Source organism: Acinetobacter legionensis (assembly GCF_048552295.1).
Classification (GTDB): domain Bacteria; phylum Pseudomonadota; class Gammaproteobacteria; order Pseudomonadales; family Moraxellaceae; genus Acinetobacter.
Window position 1 is genome coordinate 34037 of sequence record NZ_JBIMCW010000017.1, and the last position, 20305, is coordinate 54341.

Sequence of the window (20305 nt, forward strand, 5' to 3'; positions counted from 1 at the left end):
CATTTTAGATGCGATTGGCATTGAAATGTAGTTGAACAATATTGAAAAACTCGGATTTCGATCCGAGTTTTTTATGCTTATATAAAATGAGATGAGTCATTGAGGTAAACCGCGCAGATCGTTAAATGGTTTGAATGTGCGTAGCGCAAAATATTGTACATACGATTGAAAAGCCAAAAAATGTATATGTTAGGAGTATTTATCTTGTATTTATTTTGCTTATTTAAGCTAGTTGTTCAAAGTGAATCATTGGTTTAAATATCTAGTTTTTTTTTGTGAAATAGAAAAAGCCCAATGGCACATTGGGCTTTTCAATTCGATATGATTCGTTAGTAATTCTTTAAAGCTTATTCAAAGGATTTATTCCGTTAATAACACATCACTATATTGTTCACGTAAATCACGCTTTAACATCTTGCCAGTACCTGTTAAAGGAATGGAATCTACAAAAATGACTTTGTCTGGGATTTGCCATTTTGCAATTTTATCTGCATAGTAATCCAGTAAATCTTGTTCAGTAATGTGAGTACCTTGTTGTTTAATCGCAATTACCACAGGGCGTTCATCCCATTTCGGGTGGTTTGCTGCAATTACAGCAGCCATAGCAATTTCAGGATGATTCATAGCAATGTTTTCAAGCTCAACAGAAGAAATCCACTCGCCACCTGATTTAATTAAATCTTTGGCACGATCGCTTAGCAGTAGATAGCCATCCTCATTAATCGTAGCGATATCACCAGTATCAAACCAACCATCAGCACTTAACGCTTTTTCAGATTTTCCATAATAAGATTCAATAATCCAATGACCTTTTACTTGCAAATTCCCAGTGCTATGTCCATCACGAGCAACTTCATGTGTGCCATTTTCTTCATCGGTAATACGTAAATCTACGCCAAAAGGTGGGCGACCTTGCGATAAGCGAACTTTGAATTGTTCTTCTTCACTTAAATTTAGGTGTTTGGCTTTGAGTTGGTTACCTGTGCCCAATGGGCTCATTTCAGTCATGCCCCATGCATGAATAGTTTCGCAATGATAAATGTCTTTAAATGCTTTCATCATCGCAGGTGGGCAGGCTGAACCGCCAACGACATTGCGTTTAAGGCTTTCAAGAGTACTACCAGATTGTTTTGCTGCTGCAAGCAAGCCTTGCCAAATGGTTGGTACACCAAGCGCAATGCTGACTTTATATTCATCAATCATTTGTACTAAGCTGCCGCCATCTAAACCTGGCCCCGGGAGTATCAATGTACAACCAACCATAGCTGCGGCATAAGGTGTACCCCAAGCATTGACATGGAACATTGGAACAACAGGTAACATAATATCTTTTGCAGATAAATTTAGAGAGTCGGGTAGTGCGATCGCATAGGTATGTAAAATGGTTGAGCGATGACTATATAATGCGCCTTTGGGGTTACCTGTTGTCCCTGAGGTATAGCATAGTGAGCTTGCGGTATTTTCCTCAAAATTTGGCCACTGGTACTGTACTGAATGTTCTGCAATCAGCACATCATAGAATTTAACCTCTGGGAGGGCATCAGCAATATCTTGGTCAAAAGCACCCAGATAGACGAAATGCTCTACATTAGGGGTAAGGGCTTTCACAGCTTTGATTAGTGGTAAAAATGTTTTATCAAATAAAACTACTTTATCTTGAGCATCATTGATAATAAAGATTAATTGTTCAGGAAAGAGTCTAGGGTTAATGGTATGGCAGACCAAACCACTTCCGGAAATTGCATACCAAGATTCAAGATGACGATGATTATTCCATGCAATCGTTGCAACTCGGTCGCCTAAACCTAAACCCAGTCCAGCAAGCGCATTGGCAAAGCGTTTCGCGTTTTCACTTACATGTGTCCAATCTGTTTTTGTAATCGTACCATCAGTATTTTTTGAAATAATCGCAGTATCACCATGATAACGAGTAGCATGCTCAATGAGGCTACTGATTAATAATGGTTGCTGCATCATACGTCCTTGCATATAAAATTCCTTTATAATCTTGTTGATAGGCTTAAATTGTTTTTTTCTCTGAAGCTCTCTAAGTGAAAAAAATTGTTAAATAAAAAAAGCTATCATTTCATCCTATATAAAAGTCAGATTAAATCAAGCTTAAAAACAATATATTTTTGCAATATTTTTATAGTTTTAACCAAGAAAAAACAATAACTTATTTGGATTATCACGATTTGAAAATTTGATGATGAAATTTGCGGTATCAGACTAAAGAACTAGGAAAAAGTATTACTCAGATATATGTAGATATGCTAAACATATCACATGTCTTGTTAAGGCATTGATGTTTTAGGATGAAACTATATTGGTGTAAGATATTAAAAGGAGTTTTAAAATGTTTCAAAAAATCAGAAAATTATTGTGTATCCACAGTTTTGAATATGAAATTGGACATAATAGTGTGGTGAAAGAGTGTCGTAAGTGTGGTGCTCATCATTAATTTTCTAGAAGCGATTGCAAAATATCACTATATTATGATCATACGAGAAAATATGGTGATATTTAGAAAGCGTTACCTCTCTAAATGAAAATAATAAAAATCTAGTTTGTAAGATTATCTATTCATCCTTATGTTCATCGGCGTACTCGGTTGATTGCTTATGTCTTGTATATGTTTAATGCTTAAGCCTGTTTTTTTTAAGGTGTTGCTAAATTTGCGTTAGAATAACGCTATTCTTCTTTTATTGTCTTTGAATCATAATGTCTAAAGATTTTTTAGCTGAAAATTATATTGTCGATGAACATCTTGCTGATACTTTAAATTGGTTATGCCAACATCAAGATTGTTATGATGCTTTTCAATTTGATGTGTTGACTCAAGAACTCAAAGTTGATCATGCCAATGGTACAGATATCATTCGTCAGGGGATGTATCTTACGGCAAAGTACGGAATTTTAATCACATCTTTATAGTGAGTTGGTGCTCAATGATTGTCGCTAAAATCAGCATGTAACATCTTCTTGCGCTTAAATTTAATTTATCGTGTTTTTTTACTTTGATTAGTGCGACAAAAAAGCCAAAACACAGCTAAAATATAGCTTGAATAGTGTGTATTGAATCCATAATGAATATGAATGTATCAGAACATCAGCGTAGCATTTTGGCTACGATGGGAATAGAGCTTTGGATCCCCAAGGTTGATGTTCAAACACGTCATTATGAAAATGCGCTATACCGTGATATTGCTCAAGTTGAACAGAATATTGCTGTTGTGCCTGAGTTGAACATGCATTCAACTCAATCTAATGCAAAACTAGAAAATCAAAATGTACATCCGTCACAGATTGAAAAAGCACATCAGCCTGAAGTTTCTCTATTAAAACGAAATCCTGAAACAAAGCAAACTGAAGAAGTTTCAGCACCTGAGCAAATTCAGCAACAGACAAACTTTACTGTTGAGCCTGCATTACAAATTGCGCCATTTGAAATCCAAGCCTATTGCATTGAAAGCTGTGTCATCTTTGTCGATTGTACTCAAATCAGCACTGACCAATTCACGCTATGGAGCAATATACAGCAAGCCTTTGTAGGGCACTTTTATGATTTGAAATGGCCTTTTCCAATGGTGCAGCTTCAAGATGGAAGAGGGGCTGCGATATATATTCAAGGGTTTGTTGATGCCTTAAGACAAGAGCGCAAAGTCATCAGTCTTGGTCAATTGCCTTATTTAAATAATACTGAAATGTTCGAATTGGCAAGTTTACAAGAGATGATTGAGCAACCTTTATTAAAACGCCGTCTATGGCAATTTATGCAAAATAAAGTGAATTAGCTTTAAAAATCTGTACTGAGAGGTTTTCTGGGATATGAATAAAAAAGTGGTTGTATTTAGTCAAATCGACTCAGAAGTTCAAGCAAAATTAGCAGAAAAATATCAGTTGGTTGTATTGAATCCTAAGCAAGGAGATATCAATGTACAAATTCGTCAAGCAGTTGTTGATGCGGATGCAATGATTGGTGCGGGTCGTTTGCTTAATGAAAGCAATATCGCAACTGCAGAAAAATTAAAAATTATTTCCTCTGTTAGTGTGGGCTATGATAATTACGATGTTGATTATTTAAATCAAAAGAAAATCTGGCTGTCGAATACACCACATGTATTAACAGAAACGACCGCGGATTTAGCCTTTACTTTGTTAATGAGTGCTGCACGTAAAGTGCCAAGTCTAGATCACTGGACCAAACAAGGTGAGTGGCAGCGTACAGTCAATGCGACACAATTTGGTCAAGAAATTTTCGGTAAAACTTTAGGAATAATCGGTTTAGGTCATATCGGTGCAGCTATTGCGCGACGTGGGTTTTATGGCTTTAATATGAATATTTTATATCATAATCGTCGTGAAAAAATCGAAGTGGCACAACAGTTTAATGCACAATATAAAAGTCTTGAAGCACTGCTAAAACAAGCCGATTTTGTTGTGGTCGCGGTAGATTTAAATAGCCAATCTAAAGCCTTAATTGGGACTCAAGAATTTGCTTTGATGCAAAAGCATGCTGTTTTTGTCAATATTGCTCGTGGTTCAGTAGTGGATGAATATGCATTAACAGAGGCTTTACGGAACCGTCAAATTTTTGCTGCGGGTCTAGATGTATACCAAAAAGAACCGTTGCAACAATCGCCATTGTTTGAGTTGGACAATGTCGTGACTTTACCGCATATCGGTTCAGCAACCGCCGAGACGCGTAAGAAAATGGCGGAACTGGCTTTTCAAAATTTAGTCGATGCTTTGGAACAACGCACACCAAGATATTTAGTCAATGAAAACTTTTAGTTGATGTTGAATGTTTGCTGACAATGCAAATTACATATGAAATGTTTACAGCCCCCTAACACTTCATTGCGAATTTGTACTAAATTCAATGTTATATTTAGAATATTAAAATAATTGGGATGATCAATTGAACAAGACCTTCCTCAGCCTTTGTCTCTGCTTAAGCACTTCAATGAGCTCAGCTGATGATTTTTTGCCAACTCAGAATAGTACTCAATTTGAAGTACCTGAGATTGGCAGTGGAGTAGGGTTTATTGATCAACAAAAAGAAAAAACCATTGGTGAAAAAGTTTATCGTCAAGTTCAACATCAAATGCCAGTTCTTCAAGATCCTTGGCTGGAAGACCAGTTTATGCTGGTTTTTTCAAAAATTCTCAGTCAGACCCAGCTTTCACAGCCAGTAGGCTTGGTGGTGATCAAAGATGCTCAGATCAATGCATTTGCAGTACCTGGCGGTATGTTTGCCCTAAATAGTGGAATGATTACAGCTTCAAGTAATATGGATGAAGTTGCCAGTGTGATGGGACATGAAATTGCCCATGTCACACAACGTCATTACAGCCGTTCACAAGAAGCATTTAAAGGGCAAGGTTTGTTGGCACTTGCTGGAATTATTGTCGGTGCTGCATTGGCGTCCAAAGCGGATGGTGATATTGGTGGGGCGGTGATGATGGGTACACAAGCTGCATTAATGGACAAGCAGCTCAGTTATAGCCGAAATCAAGAACGTGAAGCTGATCGGATTGGCATGCAGTTTATGTATGGTGCAGGATATGACCCAGAAAGTATGGCTGATTTCTTTGAAACCATGCATCGGTCTACCAGTCGTTTGAGTTTTTTACCTGATTTTTGGTTAACTCATCCTTTAACAACTGAGCGTATGAGTGAAGCAAGATTAAGAGCAAATCAATTTCCAAAAGTTCCTTTTCGTGCTCAACAATCTGATTTTAATATTATTAAATGGTATACCGCAGTGATTTCGGGACAAGCGACTGATCGTCAGTTGCTGGCTTTAGCACAATCCAATAATTTAGCGGGTTTATTGGCTTTAAGTGAATTTTATTTACTGCAGGGTGATTATGACAATGCGCAAACCCAGCTGAATTTAGCTAAGAAGGTTAACGCTGAGCATACGTTGGTTACATTGATTCAAACTGATATTTATTTAGGGCGAAATAAGCTAGACGATGCCTATCAAACTATCATCAGTAAGCAAATCATAACCCCAGAAAATCGTGCATTAAGTTATAAATTAGCTGAAGTTTATATTCGACAACAAAAGTCCAAAGAAGCTGAGCAACTGGTTAATCGCTTTGTGAATAAAAATAATAAGGACATTATTGGCTGGCAATTGTTACAACAAGCGGCAAATTTAGATAAAAAGAATCCAATGCGTACAGTCAATGTGCTAAGAAATCGGGCGGAAGTTCAATATTGGTCTGGTGATGAAGAAAATGCAATTAAATCACTTTTACATGCCAAACGTTTGGCTAAAGAAAATAATGCGATGAGTGCCCGTATCGATACACGTTTAAAAGTGATGCAAGATGAACGGAAGCTAAAAATTTAAAAGCCTGATTAAAACTCTAAAAGCTTAGATTAAAAAACTAAAAATAATGAGTGATTTTAAATGAGCCATTAAAGAAAATTTACTTTCTATTCTTGCTTGAACAGGTTAAGCTAAAATCACTTAAAGTTATAATAAAGTATTTGATTCACATGAAGAAAATTTTAATCGCATTCAGTATTTTTTTCTATGCTCACTCAACATTTGCAGCAGTACCAGAAAGCTATGTTCGAGAAGTTGAGCGTATTTCGGCGCAATACAGTGCAGATATGAAATTTTTTTTACGTAGCTTAGATCCGAAATTGAGCCAGTTTAACCCACAACAAGAGTCACAATTTTGTGGCATTGTTAAAAAATATGTCGATGATATGTATAAAACGACAGATGAAAATCGTCAATCCCTCCCACCATCAGCGCAATCTATGACCAAACAAAATGTGATTGACAAAGTGATGTTGTCACCTGAAATGCAGCTACTTAAAAAATATAATATTCAGTGTGATTTGAAATAGGGTTATCTTTAACATCTTACATCTGAGCCAGATTATTTATGGATTTTAGCCAATTTCAAATTGAGAATGAGCAAATTGTTCTCAACATCATTCAAGTATCTGATGCTGAAGATTTATATAGCGCAATAAAAAATAGCTTAACTGAGCTTAGAAAGTTTCCTGCAAGTTTATTATGGGCATTGGAAGAACCTAATTTGCATGCTTCAATGGCATTTTGCCAATCTCGTTTGGTGGCGTTGTTAAATAAAGAGAACTTTGTATTTATTATCCGTTTAAAAGAAATTGATGATTTTTTAGGGGTTGTCGATATCCATGAAATTAATTGGTTGGAAAATACTGCATCTATTGGGTTTTGGGGAAACTCAAAATTTAAGCAAAAAGGCTACATGTCACAAGCACTAATACTATTTGTAAGTAATTTATTTTCGAAATGGAATTTTGTCGGTTTAAATGCTTATGTCGATGCAGAAAATATATTGGCACGAAAATTATGTGAAAAAGCAGGGTTTTTACTTAAAAATATTCAATATCAATCTGTATGGAATCCAGTCGATGGTGGCTTTAGAGATATTTGCCATTATCAGATAGAAAATAAATTAAGTGATATTGTAGATTGAAGATTTTGGGCTATTTAACAAGAAACTATTTCATTGCAAAATAATTTTTATTTAAGTTGTTAAATAGACCAAATCAAACAGAAATTCAGATTTAAGAACGTTGGGTTTAGCCAAGTTTTGCTTTAATTTTTGCAGAAACTTGTGCTGGATCGGCACGTCCGGCTATGATCGGACGTAGAGAATTCATCACCTTACCCATATCTTTCATGCTAGTTGCACCTTGCGCAGTAATAGTTTGCGCAATGAGAGAATCAAGCTCGTCCTCTGACATAGCTTCAGGTAGAAACTGAGATAACACCTCAATTTCGGCTTGTTCTTTACTAGCTAAATCTTCACGGCCTGCACCTTCAAAGGCTTTGACCGATTCTTTACGTTGTTTGATTTGCTTTTCAATGACCGCAAGAACCTGAGTATCGTCAAGCTCTATGCGCTCATCGACTTCGATTTGTTTGATTGCTGCCTGTAGACCACGAATTACCGTTAACTTACCCATTTCTTTAGCACGCATTGTTGCTTTTAAAACATCAGTTATTTGGTTTTTTAAAGTAGTCATTTATCTGTCCAGGTGAGTCAATCAATCACAAATTAATCTTAGTAAAGGCGAGTAGTACGTACTGATTCACGCGCCAATTTCTTTTGGTAGCGTTTAACAGCAGCAGCTTTTTTACGTTTACGTTCTTGAGTAGGTTTCTCGTAGAATTCACGTTTACGAACATCAGCTAAAACACCAGCTTTTTCGCATGAACGTTTGAAACGACGGATAGCTACGTCTACTGGTTCGCCTTCTTTCAATTTAACTTGTGGCATGAAGAATCCTCATTAAGTTATGGATAAGATCAGGGTCGAATTACCCTAGATCACAAGTGAAGGTCAGTATTTTACTCATTTACATCTCATACCACAAGTCTATAATAGCTTTAGCAATATTTTGAAATGGGTAAAAGGCAATTTAATGATCGTTCTGGGCTTAGAAACTTCATGTGATGAAACAGGATTAGCGCTCTATGACAATGAAGTCGGCTTAAGAGGACAGGTGTTATATAGTCAAATTAAATTGCATGCAGAGTATGGTGGTGTGGTCCCTGAGTTGGCCTCTCGAGATCATGTTCGGAAGTTAATTCCATTGATTAATCAGTTGCTTGAGCAAAGCGATGTAAAAAAATCAGAGATCGATGCAGTGGCGTATACGCGCGGCCCTGGCTTAATGGGTGCACTTATGACAGGGGCATTATTTGGTCGCACCTTGGCTTTTGCGCTGAATAAACCCGCAATTGGTGTGCATCATATGGAGGGTCATATGCTTGCTCCATTATTATCCGAAAATCCACCTGAATTTCCGTTTGTCGCATTATTAGTGTCAGGTGGACACACGCAATTGATGGCAGCACACGCAATTGGTGAGTACGAAATTCTAGGTGAGTCGATTGACGATGCCGCTGGTGAAGCTTTTGATAAAGTCGCAAAAATGTTGAAATTACCTTATCCAGGTGGTCCAAATATTTCAAAATTGGCGGAACAAGGTGACAAAAATGCTTTTGAATTTCCCCGTCCAATGTTGCATCAAGGGTTAGATTTTTCATTTAGTGGTCTAAAAACTGCTGTTTCAGTGCAGTTAAAAAAATTAGGTGAAGAACAACGTGATGCAGATATTGCGGCTTCATTCCAAGAAGCTTTAGTGGATACTTTGGTTAAAAAGTCGATTAAAGCCTTAAAACAGTCGGGTTTAAGGCGTTTGGTAATTGCGGGCGGTGTCAGTGCCAATAAACGGTTAAGAGAGCGTTTGGAAGTAGACTTAGCCAAAATTAAAGCAACGGTTTATTATGCAGAACCTGCTTTATGTACAGATAATGGCGCAATGATTGCGTTTGCAGGCTATCAGCGTTTAAAAGCTGGACAAAAAGATGGTTTATCGGTGACAACAACACCACGTTGGCCAATGACTGAATTGACTAAACCTGAATCAGTTTAAGTCTCATATTTAAAGGATTGTTAAATTCAGCAAAGAGGCGAAAGCCTCTTTTTTGTGGATCTAAAATTTAACGCGGATAAGGCTTCCACGTTTTGCTTTTATTGTCATATTCATATTGAACTTGGTCAGCGTAATTTGATTCAAAGTTTGTATGGCCATATTGATGACTGATGCTAAAACAATTTTTGATATTGCTATAGGTTTCATGTGTTCCAGGATGATCACCATCGAATTGTGAGCCCATCAAGCATAATTTGGAGTCATTCAATGAAAATGTATAAGTAGGCTTCTTTTTTACATTGCCTTCATTATCCTCCCAACCCGTGAACTGATAATTGAGTGGATAGGCAATACCCGTTTGGGTATCTAAAGCAACCATTTCTAAAGAGTCTGAATTTCCCGTATTGAGTAAAATATATTTTTTATCAAAATTGGGCGGCATTGACTTAAGCGCATTTTTGTATTTGGCAAGGTTGGCTTTAGAACAATAATCGCCATTAAAATAATCACTCTGACACTCAGAAACTTTTTTAAACGTCGTCCCAGCATTTGCCAATTGTAGGGATGTAGAACAAACAATCAGCGATAGGGCAAAAAATCTTTTCATTTATACTGACTTTGAATGTGTATATATACAGTTTATCGCATTTCTTTTACTGTGGTTTATCTGATTTCATGATAGAAAATAAACAGAATATTAAAAAATGAGATTGGCATATGGACTTATTGTCTTCTGAACAGCATATCAACCTAAGCAATATTGACAAAGATCTTCAGCTTTATAAAAAATTTAGTCAAGGTGTGCGTTTACCTTATGAGGTTTTAAACATTCATAATATATCTGACGGTGCAAAACCTGGTCATTTTATTGAAGTTCGTTGTGGTGGGTTTGGTTCAGAAATTTCAGCACACCCTATAGAAAAGCATCAATTTTATGCACTTACAGATCGTGGACCGAATACCACGTATAACGTCAATCAGGATCATGGGAAAATCTTTTTAGCTCCTGACTATACCCCTAAAATTGGATTATTTGAGCTAAAAAATGATGGAACTATTCAGAAAATAAAAGAAATTTTATTAAAAGATCCAACAGGCAGAAATATTACTGGTTTGCCTAATCAGCATTTTGGTGCAAGTAAAGAAATCGCCTATGACCAAGATGGAAAGAAATTAGCCATAGGGACAGATGAATTTGGATTGGATGCTGAAGGTTTGGTTGCACTCAAAGATGGTACTTTTTGGGTCAGCGATGAATATGGTCCTCATATTGTGCATTTTAATGCTGATGGGCTAGAAATTGATCGTATCAATGCCTATGTATTAGATGAGCGAAGAACATCGGGTTATTTATTGCCTCAAGAATATGCCAATAGACGCCAGAATCGAGGAATGGAAGGTTTAACTATTACACCTGATCAAAAAAAGCTGGTGGGCATCATGCAATCCACTATGAGCAATCCCGATGCTTCGGTAAGTAAATCAGATCTTGTACGTATTGTGATGATTGATTTAGAAAGCAAAGTCGTTTCTCAGTATCTGTATCAACAAGAAGGAGGTCCTAAGGCTTATTCAAATACGGCTATTACCGCATTGAGTTCCTCACAATTTCTAGTCGCAGAGCGTGATGATGATTTCTATAAAGATAATCCTCAAGCATTTAAACGGATTTATAAAATAAATCTGCAACATGCCACTGATTTGGAAAAGCTAAAGCCAACTTCAGCGATTTGGCAAGATGAACAACTCGGGTTGTTAATAGCTGAAAAAACCTTAGAACAATATGTGTTAACAGCAGGCTGGACTGGTCTGGCTCAACAGGGTATCTACCCAGTAGAAAAAACTTTAGTGGTGGATTTGGTTGCGCGTTTACAGTATCCGCACGATAAAATTGAAGGTCTATGGGTGATTGATGAACAGCATTTAGGGGTTCTCAATGATGATGATTATGCTTTTTCTGAAACGGATGGGGTATTGGAACAAAAGTATTTGGATCACGATAAAAATATCATTGATGGCAATACACTCTATATCCTTGATCAATTGGATTTAACAGCAGATTAGCGTGTTTTTTGCCGCTACGCGTTACCTTGCGAAACGATATTTTTCATCATTTAGAGTAACTAAATATCGTAACTCGCGTCTAATATCGATTAAAACACACACATAGTCGCAAACGTAGAGGAATCGTCAACAGACCCTAACTCATTATCCATTCAATCTAAAATCAAACCGCCGAATTAATTTGACGGTTTAATGCATTCTTTTACAATTAACTTTGTGCTGGTCTTAAGCTTAATTTAAATATTAAGCTTAGTATTCCCAGAACATCCGTTGAATTTCTTTTGCATCTTTGGTTTTAGTGAGTGCCAAAGCCGCTAAGAGTTTTGCTTTTTGCGGATTTAAATCGTGAGCAACAACCCAACCATATTTATCATCAGGCTGTTCAGCATTACGTAACACAAAACCTTGTGGAACACGTGAAGAACGAATGATTTGTACACCTTGTTGCTGAAGTTGGTTTAATGTCGGAACAATATAGTTCGCAACGGAACCATTACCTGTACCTGCATGAATAATGGCTTTAGCACCCGCTTTTGCATAGGCCACATAGGCATCGGGAAGCATATTGCCTGAACCATAAACGATTTGAACGATTGGTAACGCATCACCTTGAATATTTTCAATATTAAACTCGGAGCTATTGTTAAAACGTTTTGCAACGTTTCTAAACCAATAAGGCTTACCTTCAACCAGTGTACCTAAAGCGCCCCATTGGCTGACAAAAGCATCGGTATGAATATTGATGGTCTTTGACACATCACGTGCTGCAAAAATATCATCATTCATTAACACAAAAACGCCTTTGCCTTTGGCACTGTCTGCGGCAGCAAGCGCAACAGCACTATAAAGGTTCAAAGGGCCATCAGCTGAAAGCGCTGAAGGTGGACGCATAGAACCAACAACGACAATTGGTTTATCTGTATGAACCGTAAGGCTTAGAAAATAAGCAGTTTCTTCTAAAGTATCTGTACCATGGGTAATCACCACGCCATTTACATCAGGCTTTTTAACCAACTCATTCACTTTGCGTGCAATGGTTAAAAGTTCTTTGTCAGTGATGCTTTCTGAAGCAACCTGTAAAGCCTGTACCCCTGTAACATTGGCAAGATTTTGAATTTGCGGAACTGCATTCAACAAATCATCTACAGGAACTTTCGCAGCAGTGTATGTTGCGCTATTTGTAGAACTTGCTCCAGCACCTGCGATCGTACCGCCAGTTGCGACGACAACGACATTATTTTTTGCATAACTCGTAAAGGGTAAAAGCATGCCAATTGCAAGTGTAAGTGCAGTAACCGTCTTTTTCATAAACTATCCTTTTCAATCATTGTTCTGGTCATAAGCATTTTTTGTACCAGTTTTTAAATCTATATAAATACTGAGCTGTTGCCCATACTTATTTAAAAATGTAATTTTTCAAATAATCACTCAAATTTATAGTTACATACTATTAAAACTGGATAAAGTGTTTGCCAGTGTGTTTTTTCAGCATTCAATAAAGATGTTGCGCAATATAACGTCAATGAATAAGTTTTTAGTTGTACAGATGCTTGAGCAATAAAAAAGGCATTCAATTTTGAATGCCTTTTATAGCTTATGTTTACTTTATAAAGATTAACGCATTTTTGCCAAGAAACGACTTAAACGGTTCATTGCTTCACGTAATTCATTTTCTGCGGGGAGAAATACCACACGGAAATGATCAGGTGTAGGCCAGTTAAAACCTGTTCCTTGAACCAGTAAAACTTTTTCAGCTTTGAGGAAATCTAACATGAATTTTTCATCATCTTCAATTGGATAGATTTCAGGATCCAGTCTAGGGAAACAATACATTGCACCTTCTGGTTTTACACACGATACACCAGGAATATCGTTAAGCATTTCCCAAGCAATATTGCGCTGTTCATATAAACGACCACCTGGGCGGATCAAATCATTAATTGATTGATAGCCTCCTAAAGCGGTTTGAATCGCATATTGAGCTTGATGGTTGGCACATAAACGCATAGAGGCAAGCATGTCCAAGCCTTCAATGTAATCCATTGCACGTGACTTATCACCCGTAATCGCCATCCAACCAGAACGGTAGCCAGCAATACGATAGGCTTTAGATAAACCATTAAAAGAAACACATAAATGGTTTCCAGCTAATGCTGCAATAGAGACATGTTCGATACCGTCATAAACAATTTTGTCGTAAATTTCATCTGCAAATAAAATCAGATCATGTTTTTTTGCCAACGCGACAATCTGTTCTAAAACATGGCGCGGATAGACTGAACCCGTTGGATTGTTTGGGTTAATCACCACAATACCACGTGTATTCGGGGTGATTTTACTTTCCATATCCGCCATATCAGGATACCAGTAGTTTTGGTCATCACATTTATAGTGAATCGCTGTACCACCTGATAGATTTACGGCTGCCGTCCATAATGGGTAATCCGGCATTGGAACCAGCATTTCATCGCCATCATCCAATAAACCTTGCATCGCCATAACGATCAGTTCAGATACCCCATTGCCGATATACACATCTTTAACATGTAAATCTAAGATACCTTTTTGCTGATAATATTGACAAATGGCTTTACGTGCAGGAAAGATCCCTTTTGAATCTGTATAACCCACAGCATTAGGCAAATTTAAAGCCACATCATTGATAATTTCTTGCGGGGCTTCAAAGCCGAACGGGGCGGGGTTACCGATATTTAATTTAATAATTTTATGACCGGCTTCTTCCATCTCATTGGCCGCTCGTAACACTGGTCCACGAATGTCGTAGCAAACATGCTCTAGCTTTGACGATTTCTTGATTTCACGTGGGGTTGTGTTACCTAAAACGGACATAATTTTATCCAATTATTTTGAGTTAAAAAAATAGATTACTGAAATATCACAATCTATGTTGAAATTTAGCTAGAAATTTTCCAAGCTCTAGCGTAAATATGGAAGTACTGAAGCATGACATTGAATGTCAAAGATTTAAAGGAGTTTAATGATGGGAAAACTCAATAAAACAGACCGAGAATGGCAAAGAGAGTTATCACCAGAGGAATTTAAAATCACTCGACAAAAGGGCACTGAACCTGCCTTTACTGGAAAGTATTGGAATTCCAAGCAGCATGGAACCTATGTATGTCGATGTTGTGGGGAAGAATTATTCTCTTCAGAAACCAAATATGACAGTGGTTGTGGTTGGCCAAGCTTTTTTAAACCAATCAATAATACTGTTATAGAAGAACAAGATGATCATTCACATGGTATGGAACGTGTAGAAATTATATGCCATCATTGCGACGCTCATTTGGGGCATGTATTTGAAGATGGACCACAACCAACGGGCTTACGCTACTGCGTAAATTCCGCTTCTTTAGAATTAAAATCACAAGAAAAAGGCGACGAGGAAACGTATCCATGACCAACATTTATCAGTTTGAGGCTGAGCTGTTAGAGGGTGAAAATAAATCTTTTTCTGATTATGAAGGAAAAGTTTTATTGATTGTAAATACTGCAAGTAAATGTGGCTTTACTCCACAATTTGCAGGATTAGAAAAGGTTTACGAGAAATATAAAGACCAAGGTCTTGAAGTTTTAGGATTTCCTTGTAACCAGTTCGGTGGACAAGACCCTGGTACAAATGAGCAAATCGGCACTTATTGCCAACGCAATTATGGCGTTTCTTTTCCCATGTTCGCTAAAGTGAATGTAAAAGGGCCTGAAGCACATGTGATATTCCGTTATTTAACCAATAACAGCAAAGGCATACTTGGCAATGGTATTAAATGGAACTTCACCAAATTCTTAATTAATAAGAAAGGCGAAGTGATTAACCGCTATGCACCAACCACGAAGCCTGAGGATATAGAACAGGATATTGAAAAAGCTTTAGCAGAATAACCTGTTGTAAAGACCAAAATAAGACTGAGGATATGATGCAATTAGACACTACAGTTGAATTTTGGACTGATCCGCAAATGCCCTATGTCGAAACACGTAGGGCATGTCAAAGCCGTATTTGCTATAAACCACATAGCCACCCGACATTCTCGATTGGTGCTGTGGATTGTGGAATAAGCCGTTTTAGTAGCTATTTTGCCAGAGAGGAGCACATTCAAACAGGAAGCGTAGTAATCATTCCTGCGGAGGTAGAACACGCATGTAATCCATTAGAAAATCAAGCATGGAGCTATCAGATGATGCATCTAGATGCACATTGGATTGCTCAACTCGTTTCAGAATTAGTCAAAGATATCGAGCAGCTTTATCCTCATCATATTCCACTGCTAAAACCACAAATTTTAACAAACCCACATATATACCAAGCATTTACGCAATTAAATCAGTTGTTATTTGATCCTGCCATTTCGATTTTATTCAAACAACAACAATTAATTGAAGTTCTGAGTGAAATTTTATTGCCGAATTTTGAATTTACGTTATTAAAGCAGTCTGATTACTTTCAAAAGCATTTGGGTGCAATAATTGATGATATGGATCACAATAAACAGATGCTTTCTTTAGAAGATCTCAGTCAAAGCCTCGGGATTAGTCGTTATGCAATTATCCGCTTGTTTAAAAATAATTTTGGTTTAACACCACATGCATATCAATTAAATCAAAAAATAAATATAGCCAGAAAGCGTTTGAAATATGGAGAAGCAATTATTCAAGTTGCTCATGATTTAGGGTTTACAGACCAAAGTCATTTTCATCATGTGTTTAAATCGCATACTGGAATCACACCGAAGCAGTTTCAAGCTCAGTTTGTCATGCTCTAACTGCGCAATTATCTACAAGATAACACGTTCTAAAAATATTTAAGCTCATCTAAATATTTTTTGGATCGAGTAATGCAACTGTTCATTATTGTGATGGTCACCCATTTCATTGCTTTACTTTCACCCGGCCCTGATTTTTTTCTTATTTTAACCTCATTGTTTCGAAATGGACCACGCGCGGCGAGAGCTGTTTGCTTAGGAATCGTCTTGGGAAATGTTGCCGTGATTGGTCTTGTTTTGAGCTCATTATTTTTTCTTGGCAAATTTGATGATGAAATTTTAAAGTTGGTAAAATGGGGCTGTATTACCTATTTAAGTTATTTGTCTTATCGGTGTTTCATATTTGCGCAACAAGCTAAGCTAACAGTGGATTACCATCTGGAGCACCAAAATAAATCAACCTTTGCATGGATGAAATATCTCTTGTTGGGGATACAGTCGAGCTTATTAAATCCTAAAAACATTCTGTTTTATAGCAGTATTATTATGGCAATTTATCAACGCTATAATGTTGTTCAACTGACTTTAATCTGTCTGTGGATGGTGAGTGTGGTATTGATCTGGAACTTGTTTTTGGTGTGATTAATGGCTCATAACCAAGCTATGCATTGGTTTAAATCCAAAATCAAATATATTTATTATCTTTCATCTTTATGCTTTGGCTTATTTGCTGTGGCTTTATTGCTGAATTAACCTAAATAAAATTAGACCCAATAAAAATCCCTATCTAATAAAGATCTAGATAGGCATTTTCTTTTACATTATGTTGTCATCTTATCCATTGGGTCTAACAATTAGTTCTGGTTGAGCATCTGATTCAATTTAAAAAATCAAGAATGAGATACGCTTGCTTCGTTCGATTTATTGGCTTTATTACGTTTAAATAACATGTTGTGAATATCATCAATAAAAGTATACACAACAGGAATAACTAATAATGATAAAAAGGTACTGGTAATCAGTCCACCAATTACAGAAATTGCCATCGGTGCTCTAAAACTCGGATCTGTACCTATTCCTAATGCGATTGGAAACATCCCCGCGCCCATTGCTAAAGTGGTCATAATAATGGGGCGTGCACGCTTATGACAGGCATCTAATAGGGCATTCATACGCGAATATTGCCGTTGATTGCGGGCTATAATTGCATAATCGACCAAAAGAATAGAGTTTTTACTGGCAATTCCCATCAGCATGATTAAGCCAATCAAACTTGGCATCGAAAAACTACTTTTTGCTAAAAGCAGTAGCACAAACGCACCACCCAGCGCCAAAGGTAATGCCACTAAAATGGTGATCGGTTGTAGGAAATCCTTAAACAGTAGCACTAAGACGACATAGATACACAATACACCTGTCAGCATAGCTAAACCAAAGCTTGCAAAGAGCTGTTCCATTACATCGGCATCACCCAGATTGGTACGTTTTACTGTCGGTGGTAAGTTTTTGATGGTTGGGAGTTTATCTACAGCCGCCGCAACATCGCCTAAAGGCTGATCATTGAGCTCAATATTAAAGTTGATGTTACGTAAACGGTTAAAACGGTCAATTTGTGAAGGGCCACTTTCAATATTAACTTGAGCAATGGTGCCTAACATCACTGGACCTTTACTGCCTGTAATCATTAAGCGTTTAATTAGATCTTGGTCTTGACGTGCAGACAATGGCAGTTTGATGACAATCGGAATTTGTCGTTGCGAAAGATTTAATTTTGCCAAGTTCTGATCAAAATCTCCCGCCGTGGCAATACGCACAGTTTCAGCGATATTTTGCGTGGTAATGCCTAAATCCGCAGCTTTTGCAAAGTCAGGGCGAATCACCAATTCAGGGCGAATCAATGCTGCGCTTGAGGTAATACTGCCAATATTAGGAATAGTACGAATTTCTCGTTCTACTTGACGTGCTGTCGTGATTAATACATCTGGGTCATCTCCTGACAGCGCAATTTGATATTGGCTGTTATTGCCTGCAATACCGACTTGAATTCGTGCACCAGGCAGTGGGGCTAAACGTTGTCGCAAGTCATTTTCAATTTTTTGTAGACTCGCAGCGCGGTCAGAACGTGCTGTGATTTGAATGGTTAAGGTTGCTTTTCTTGGTTCACTCGATGCACCACCCGCAAATGGATCTGTACCTGCTGAACCACCTCCAATGGTGGTATAGATACTTTTAATCTCAGGATGGTCTTTTATTAAACTACGGGCGTATTCAGCTGCTTTTAAGGTATCTGGAAATTGTGAACCTGGTGGAAGCTCTATACGCACTTGGGTCTGCCCAGTGTCAGGTGGTGGAACAAAGCCTGTAGGGAGTAATGGGATGAGCATCAGTGAAGCAATAAAAAATATGATCGCACTGCTTAAGGTAATCCAACGATGATTTAAACACCACGTAACCATCCGCATATATGCACGCATCATCCGACCATCTTTGGCACGGTCATGTTGAAGTTCAAGATCACCATGATCTTTGATTGTTTGACTTTGATCATCTAATACTTGATTATCATGATGACTTTCAACTTTACCAACCCATGGTTTAAGAATATAGGCTGACATCATAGGCGTCAGTAAGCGTGCCACTAAGAGCGAGGCAAAAATAGCCAAAGCCGCTGTCCAGCCAAATTGCACAAAGAATTTACCCGCAATTCCACTCATAAAGGCAGTGGGTAAGAACACTGCGATCAAGGTAAAGGTTGTGGCAATCACGGCTAAACCAATTTCATCGGCTGCCTCCATCGCAGCTTCATAAGGTGTTTTCCCCATTCGAAGATGCCTGATGATATTTTCAATTTCTACAATGGCATCATCAACCAGTATCCCAACAACCAGAGACATGGCTAATAGTGTGACAATATTTAAAGTAAAACCTAGGTAATACATTCCAATTAAGGCAGGTAAAATTGACAAAGGTAGAGCAGTTGCAGCAATGATCGTGGCACGCCAATCACGTAGAAATAGCCAAACCACCAAGATTGCAAGAAGCGCACCTTCATAGAGTAAAGACATCGAACCTTTATAGTTATCAACCACGGGGTTTACGAAGTTAAATGCTTCTGTGATTTTAATATCGGGATGAGATGCTTTTAATGTTTCAAGCGCCTCTTTTACACCGATTTCAACATCAACCTCACTCGCACCTTTACTGCGAGTAATTTCAAAGCCAATCACAGGGTGACCATTTAACAGTGCAGCAGAGCGTCGTTCAGCAATGCCATCGCGAATACTGGCAACTTGATCCAGCCGAATATGGCGACCATCACTCAAGGAAATATCCATTGCTGCAATTTCAGCAGCAGTTTTTACTGTGGCAATAGTACGAATAGACTGTTCACTGCCACCTATTTTGGTTTGTCCGCCAGAAGCATCTTGTTGAACAAGGCGTAATTGTCGGGTGATGTCTGTTGCTGTGGCATTTAATGCCAAGAGTTTTTCAGGGTCAACCTCAACTTCAACTTGGCGAGTGACACCGCCTACACGAGAAACCGCACCAACCCCTTTGACTTTTAACATAGCACGCGCAACGTCATAATCCACAAACCAAGACAATGCTTCCTCATCCATACGGGGGGATTGGATGGTATAGGTGAGAATTGGTGAACCTGAAAGGTTAATTTTACTGACAATTGGATCACGAAGATCCGCGGGTAAATCTGAACGTACTTGTGAAACGGCGTTACGTACATCATCAACAGCTTCTTGTAGTGGTTTTTCCAGTTGAAACTCTGCGGTTACGGTGACTACACCATCTTGGATATTGGTATATTGATTTTTAAGCCCCTGTAAGGTTGCAATCGAGTTCTCAATTTTACGTGCAACTTCAGTTTCCAGTTGGGGAGGTGCTGCACCTGGTAAAGCCGCTGTGACCGTGACCATTGGTAATTCAATATCGGGAAATTGTTGTATTTTCATCCAATGAAAACACATCAAACCCGCTAAACCAAGCATGATAAAAAGCAAAATACCGGGAATCGGATTCTTAATCGACCAAGCGGAGAAATTCAT

The 20305-nt window shown here is 37.9% G+C and carries 19 protein-coding genes; 12 read left to right on the forward strand and 7 right to left on the reverse strand.

Translation table 11 applies throughout. The features are described from left to right. Window positions 1-360: 360 nt before the first annotated feature. Complete coding sequence (locus ACG916_RS13970) at window positions 361-1989, reverse strand: long-chain-fatty-acid--CoA ligase (protein ID WP_336953043.1); 1629 nt, start codon at window positions 1987-1989, stop codon at window positions 361-363. A gap of 732 nt (window positions 1990-2721) precedes the next feature. Here ACG916_RS13970 and ACG916_RS13975 point away from each other — a divergent pair. The 6 genes from ACG916_RS13975 to ACG916_RS14000 all read left to right on the forward strand — a co-directional run bounded on the left by ACG916_RS13975 (window position 2722) and on the right by ACG916_RS14000 (window position 7490). After that, window positions 2722-2934 (forward strand): hypothetical protein, encoded by a 213-nt coding sequence (locus ACG916_RS13975; RefSeq protein WP_419327414.1) that lies wholly within the window; start codon window positions 2722-2724, stop codon window positions 2932-2934. 152 nt (window positions 2935-3086) lie between these two features. Then, the gene (locus ACG916_RS13980; protein ID WP_419327415.1) at window positions 3087-3794 is read left to right on the forward strand and encodes a hypothetical protein; all 708 of its coding nucleotides are present in this window, start codon (window positions 3087-3089) and stop codon (window positions 3792-3794) included. A 34-nt stretch (window positions 3795-3828) separates the two neighbouring features. Next, window positions 3829-4794: a 2-hydroxyacid dehydrogenase gene (locus ACG916_RS13985; RefSeq protein ID WP_419327416.1), complete on the forward strand. Its 966-nt coding sequence runs from the start codon at window positions 3829-3831 to the stop codon at window positions 4792-4794. A gap of 172 nt (window positions 4795-4966) precedes the next feature. Further along, entirely contained in the window at window positions 4967-6364 is a 1398-nt protein-coding gene (locus tag ACG916_RS13990; protein WP_419330590.1) for a M48 family metalloprotease, read from the forward strand. 149 nt (window positions 6365-6513) lie between these two features. Next, window positions 6514-6873, forward strand: coding sequence for a hypothetical protein (locus ACG916_RS13995; RefSeq protein WP_419327418.1), 360 nt, complete (start codon window positions 6514-6516; stop codon window positions 6871-6873). Window positions 6874-6911: 38 nt separating this feature from the next. Further along, window positions 6912-7490, forward strand: a complete 579-nt coding sequence (locus tag ACG916_RS14000) for a GNAT family N-acetyltransferase (protein ID WP_419327419.1) — start codon at window positions 6912-6914, stop codon at window positions 7488-7490. Window positions 7491-7596: 106 nt separating this feature from the next. Here the strand turns inward: ACG916_RS14000 and ACG916_RS14005 are convergent, their stop codons facing one another. Both ACG916_RS14005 and rpsU read right to left on the reverse strand, forming a co-directional pair. Continuing rightward, window positions 7597-8043 (reverse strand): GatB/YqeY domain-containing protein, encoded by a 447-nt coding sequence (locus ACG916_RS14005; RefSeq protein ID WP_004720970.1) that lies wholly within the window; start codon window positions 8041-8043, stop codon window positions 7597-7599. A 38-nt stretch (window positions 8044-8081) separates the two neighbouring features. Next, the gene (gene rpsU, locus ACG916_RS14010) at window positions 8082-8297 is read right to left on the reverse strand and encodes a 30S ribosomal protein S21 (RefSeq protein WP_001136722.1); all 216 of its coding nucleotides are present in this window, start codon (window positions 8295-8297) and stop codon (window positions 8082-8084) included. A 145-nt stretch (window positions 8298-8442) separates the two neighbouring features. Here rpsU and tsaD point away from each other — a divergent pair, with 145 nt between their 5' ends. Beyond that, window positions 8443-9459: a tRNA (adenosine(37)-N6)-threonylcarbamoyltransferase complex transferase subunit TsaD gene (gene tsaD / locus ACG916_RS14015; RefSeq protein WP_336953035.1), complete on the forward strand. Its 1017-nt coding sequence runs from the start codon at window positions 8443-8445 to the stop codon at window positions 9457-9459. Between the two features lie 67 nt (window positions 9460-9526). Here tsaD and ACG916_RS14020 read toward each other — a convergent pair whose 3' ends face one another. Then, the gene (locus ACG916_RS14020) at window positions 9527-10066 is read right to left on the reverse strand and encodes a hypothetical protein (RefSeq protein WP_336953034.1); all 540 of its coding nucleotides are present in this window, start codon (window positions 10064-10066) and stop codon (window positions 9527-9529) included. 110 nt (window positions 10067-10176) lie between these two features. On the opposite strand from ACG916_RS14020, the gene ACG916_RS14025 reads away from it, so the two are divergent. Continuing rightward, window positions 10177-11523, forward strand: coding sequence for an esterase-like activity of phytase family protein (locus ACG916_RS14025; RefSeq protein WP_336953033.1), 1347 nt, complete (start codon window positions 10177-10179; stop codon window positions 11521-11523). 249 nt (window positions 11524-11772) lie between these two features. Here ACG916_RS14025 and ACG916_RS14030 read toward each other — a convergent pair whose 3' ends face one another. Both ACG916_RS14030 and ACG916_RS14035 read right to left on the reverse strand, forming a co-directional pair. Further along, on the reverse strand, window positions 11773-12831 hold the full coding sequence (locus tag ACG916_RS14030) for a type II asparaginase (RefSeq protein ID WP_004720964.1): 1059 nt from the start codon (window positions 12829-12831) through the stop codon (window positions 11773-11775). A gap of 306 nt (window positions 12832-13137) precedes the next feature. After that, entirely contained in the window at window positions 13138-14373 is a 1236-nt protein-coding gene (locus ACG916_RS14035) for a pyridoxal phosphate-dependent aminotransferase (RefSeq protein WP_336953032.1), read from the reverse strand. Window positions 14374-14524: 151 nt separating this feature from the next. Between ACG916_RS14035 and msrB the strand changes: the two genes are divergently transcribed. The 4 genes from msrB to ACG916_RS14055 all read left to right on the forward strand — a co-directional run bounded on the left by msrB (window position 14525) and on the right by ACG916_RS14055 (window position 16886). Next, complete coding sequence (msrB, locus tag ACG916_RS14040) at window positions 14525-14944, forward strand: peptide-methionine (R)-S-oxide reductase MsrB (protein ID WP_004720961.1); 420 nt, start codon at window positions 14525-14527, stop codon at window positions 14942-14944. Further along, a complete protein-coding gene (locus tag ACG916_RS14045) occupies window positions 14941-15423 on the forward strand; it encodes a glutathione peroxidase (protein WP_336953031.1) in 483 nt (160 codons plus the stop codon). The genes msrB and ACG916_RS14045 overlap by 4 nt, the downstream gene beginning before the upstream one ends. Window positions 15424-15458: 35 nt before the next feature. Continuing rightward, complete coding sequence (locus ACG916_RS14050) at window positions 15459-16304, forward strand: AraC family transcriptional regulator (protein WP_336953263.1); 846 nt, start codon at window positions 15459-15461, stop codon at window positions 16302-16304. Window positions 16305-16376: 72 nt separating this feature from the next. Next, complete coding sequence (locus ACG916_RS14055) at window positions 16377-16886, forward strand: LysE family translocator (RefSeq protein WP_419330592.1); 510 nt, start codon at window positions 16377-16379, stop codon at window positions 16884-16886. 248 nt (window positions 16887-17134) lie between these two features. Here the strand turns inward: ACG916_RS14055 and ACG916_RS14060 are convergent, their stop codons facing one another. After that, window positions 17135-20305 (reverse strand): efflux RND transporter permease subunit, encoded by a 3171-nt coding sequence (locus tag ACG916_RS14060; RefSeq protein ID WP_336953029.1) that lies wholly within the window; start codon window positions 20303-20305, stop codon window positions 17135-17137.

Excerpts from the sequence above, each read along its gene's own strand:
- ACG916_RS13985 (WP_419327416.1), top strand. The coding sequence starts at position 3,829 with ATGAATAAAAAAGTGGTTGTATTTAGTCAAATCGACTCAGAAGTTCAA.
- ACG916_RS14030 (WP_004720964.1), bottom strand. The coding sequence starts at position 12,831 with ATGAAAAAGACGGTTACTGCACTTACACTTGCAATTGGCATGCTTTTA.
- ACG916_RS13970 (WP_336953043.1), bottom strand. The coding sequence starts at position 1,989 with ATGCAAGGACGTATGATGCAGCAACCATTATTAATCAGTAGCCTCATT.
- ACG916_RS13980 (WP_419327415.1), top strand. The coding sequence starts at position 3,087 with ATGAATATGAATGTATCAGAACATCAGCGTAGCATTTTGGCTACGATG.
- ACG916_RS14045 (WP_336953031.1), top strand. The coding sequence starts at position 14,941 with ATGACCAACATTTATCAGTTTGAGGCTGAGCTGTTAGAGGGTGAAAAT.
- ACG916_RS13995 (WP_419327418.1), top strand. The coding sequence starts at position 6,514 with ATGAAGAAAATTTTAATCGCATTCAGTATTTTTTTCTATGCTCACTCA.
- ACG916_RS14055 (WP_419330592.1), top strand. The coding sequence starts at position 16,377 with ATGCAACTGTTCATTATTGTGATGGTCACCCATTTCATTGCTTTACTT.
- ACG916_RS14025 (WP_336953033.1), top strand. The coding sequence starts at position 10,177 with ATGGACTTATTGTCTTCTGAACAGCATATCAACCTAAGCAATATTGAC.
- ACG916_RS14035 (WP_336953032.1), bottom strand. The coding sequence starts at position 14,373 with ATGTCCGTTTTAGGTAACACAACCCCACGTGAAATCAAGAAATCGTCA.
- ACG916_RS14060 (WP_336953029.1), bottom strand. The coding sequence starts at position 20,305 with ATGAATTTCTCCGCTTGGTCGATTAAGAATCCGATTCCCGGTATTTTG.
- tsaD (WP_336953035.1), top strand. The coding sequence starts at position 8,443 with ATGATCGTTCTGGGCTTAGAAACTTCATGTGATGAAACAGGATTAGCG.
- rpsU (WP_001136722.1), bottom strand. The coding sequence starts at position 8,297 with ATGCCACAAGTTAAATTGAAAGAAGGCGAACCAGTAGACGTAGCTATC.
- ACG916_RS13990 (WP_419330590.1), top strand. The coding sequence starts at position 4,967 with ATGAGCTCAGCTGATGATTTTTTGCCAACTCAGAATAGTACTCAATTT.
- msrB (WP_004720961.1), top strand. The coding sequence starts at position 14,525 with ATGGGAAAACTCAATAAAACAGACCGAGAATGGCAAAGAGAGTTATCA.
- ACG916_RS14020 (WP_336953034.1), bottom strand. The coding sequence starts at position 10,066 with ATGAAAAGATTTTTTGCCCTATCGCTGATTGTTTGTTCTACATCCCTA.
- ACG916_RS14005 (WP_004720970.1), bottom strand. The coding sequence starts at position 8,043 with ATGACTACTTTAAAAAACCAAATAACTGATGTTTTAAAAGCAACAATG.
- ACG916_RS14000 (WP_419327419.1), top strand. The coding sequence starts at position 6,912 with ATGGATTTTAGCCAATTTCAAATTGAGAATGAGCAAATTGTTCTCAAC.
- ACG916_RS14050 (WP_336953263.1), top strand. The coding sequence starts at position 15,459 with ATGCAATTAGACACTACAGTTGAATTTTGGACTGATCCGCAAATGCCC.
- ACG916_RS13975 (WP_419327414.1), top strand. The coding sequence starts at position 2,722 with ATGTCTAAAGATTTTTTAGCTGAAAATTATATTGTCGATGAACATCTT.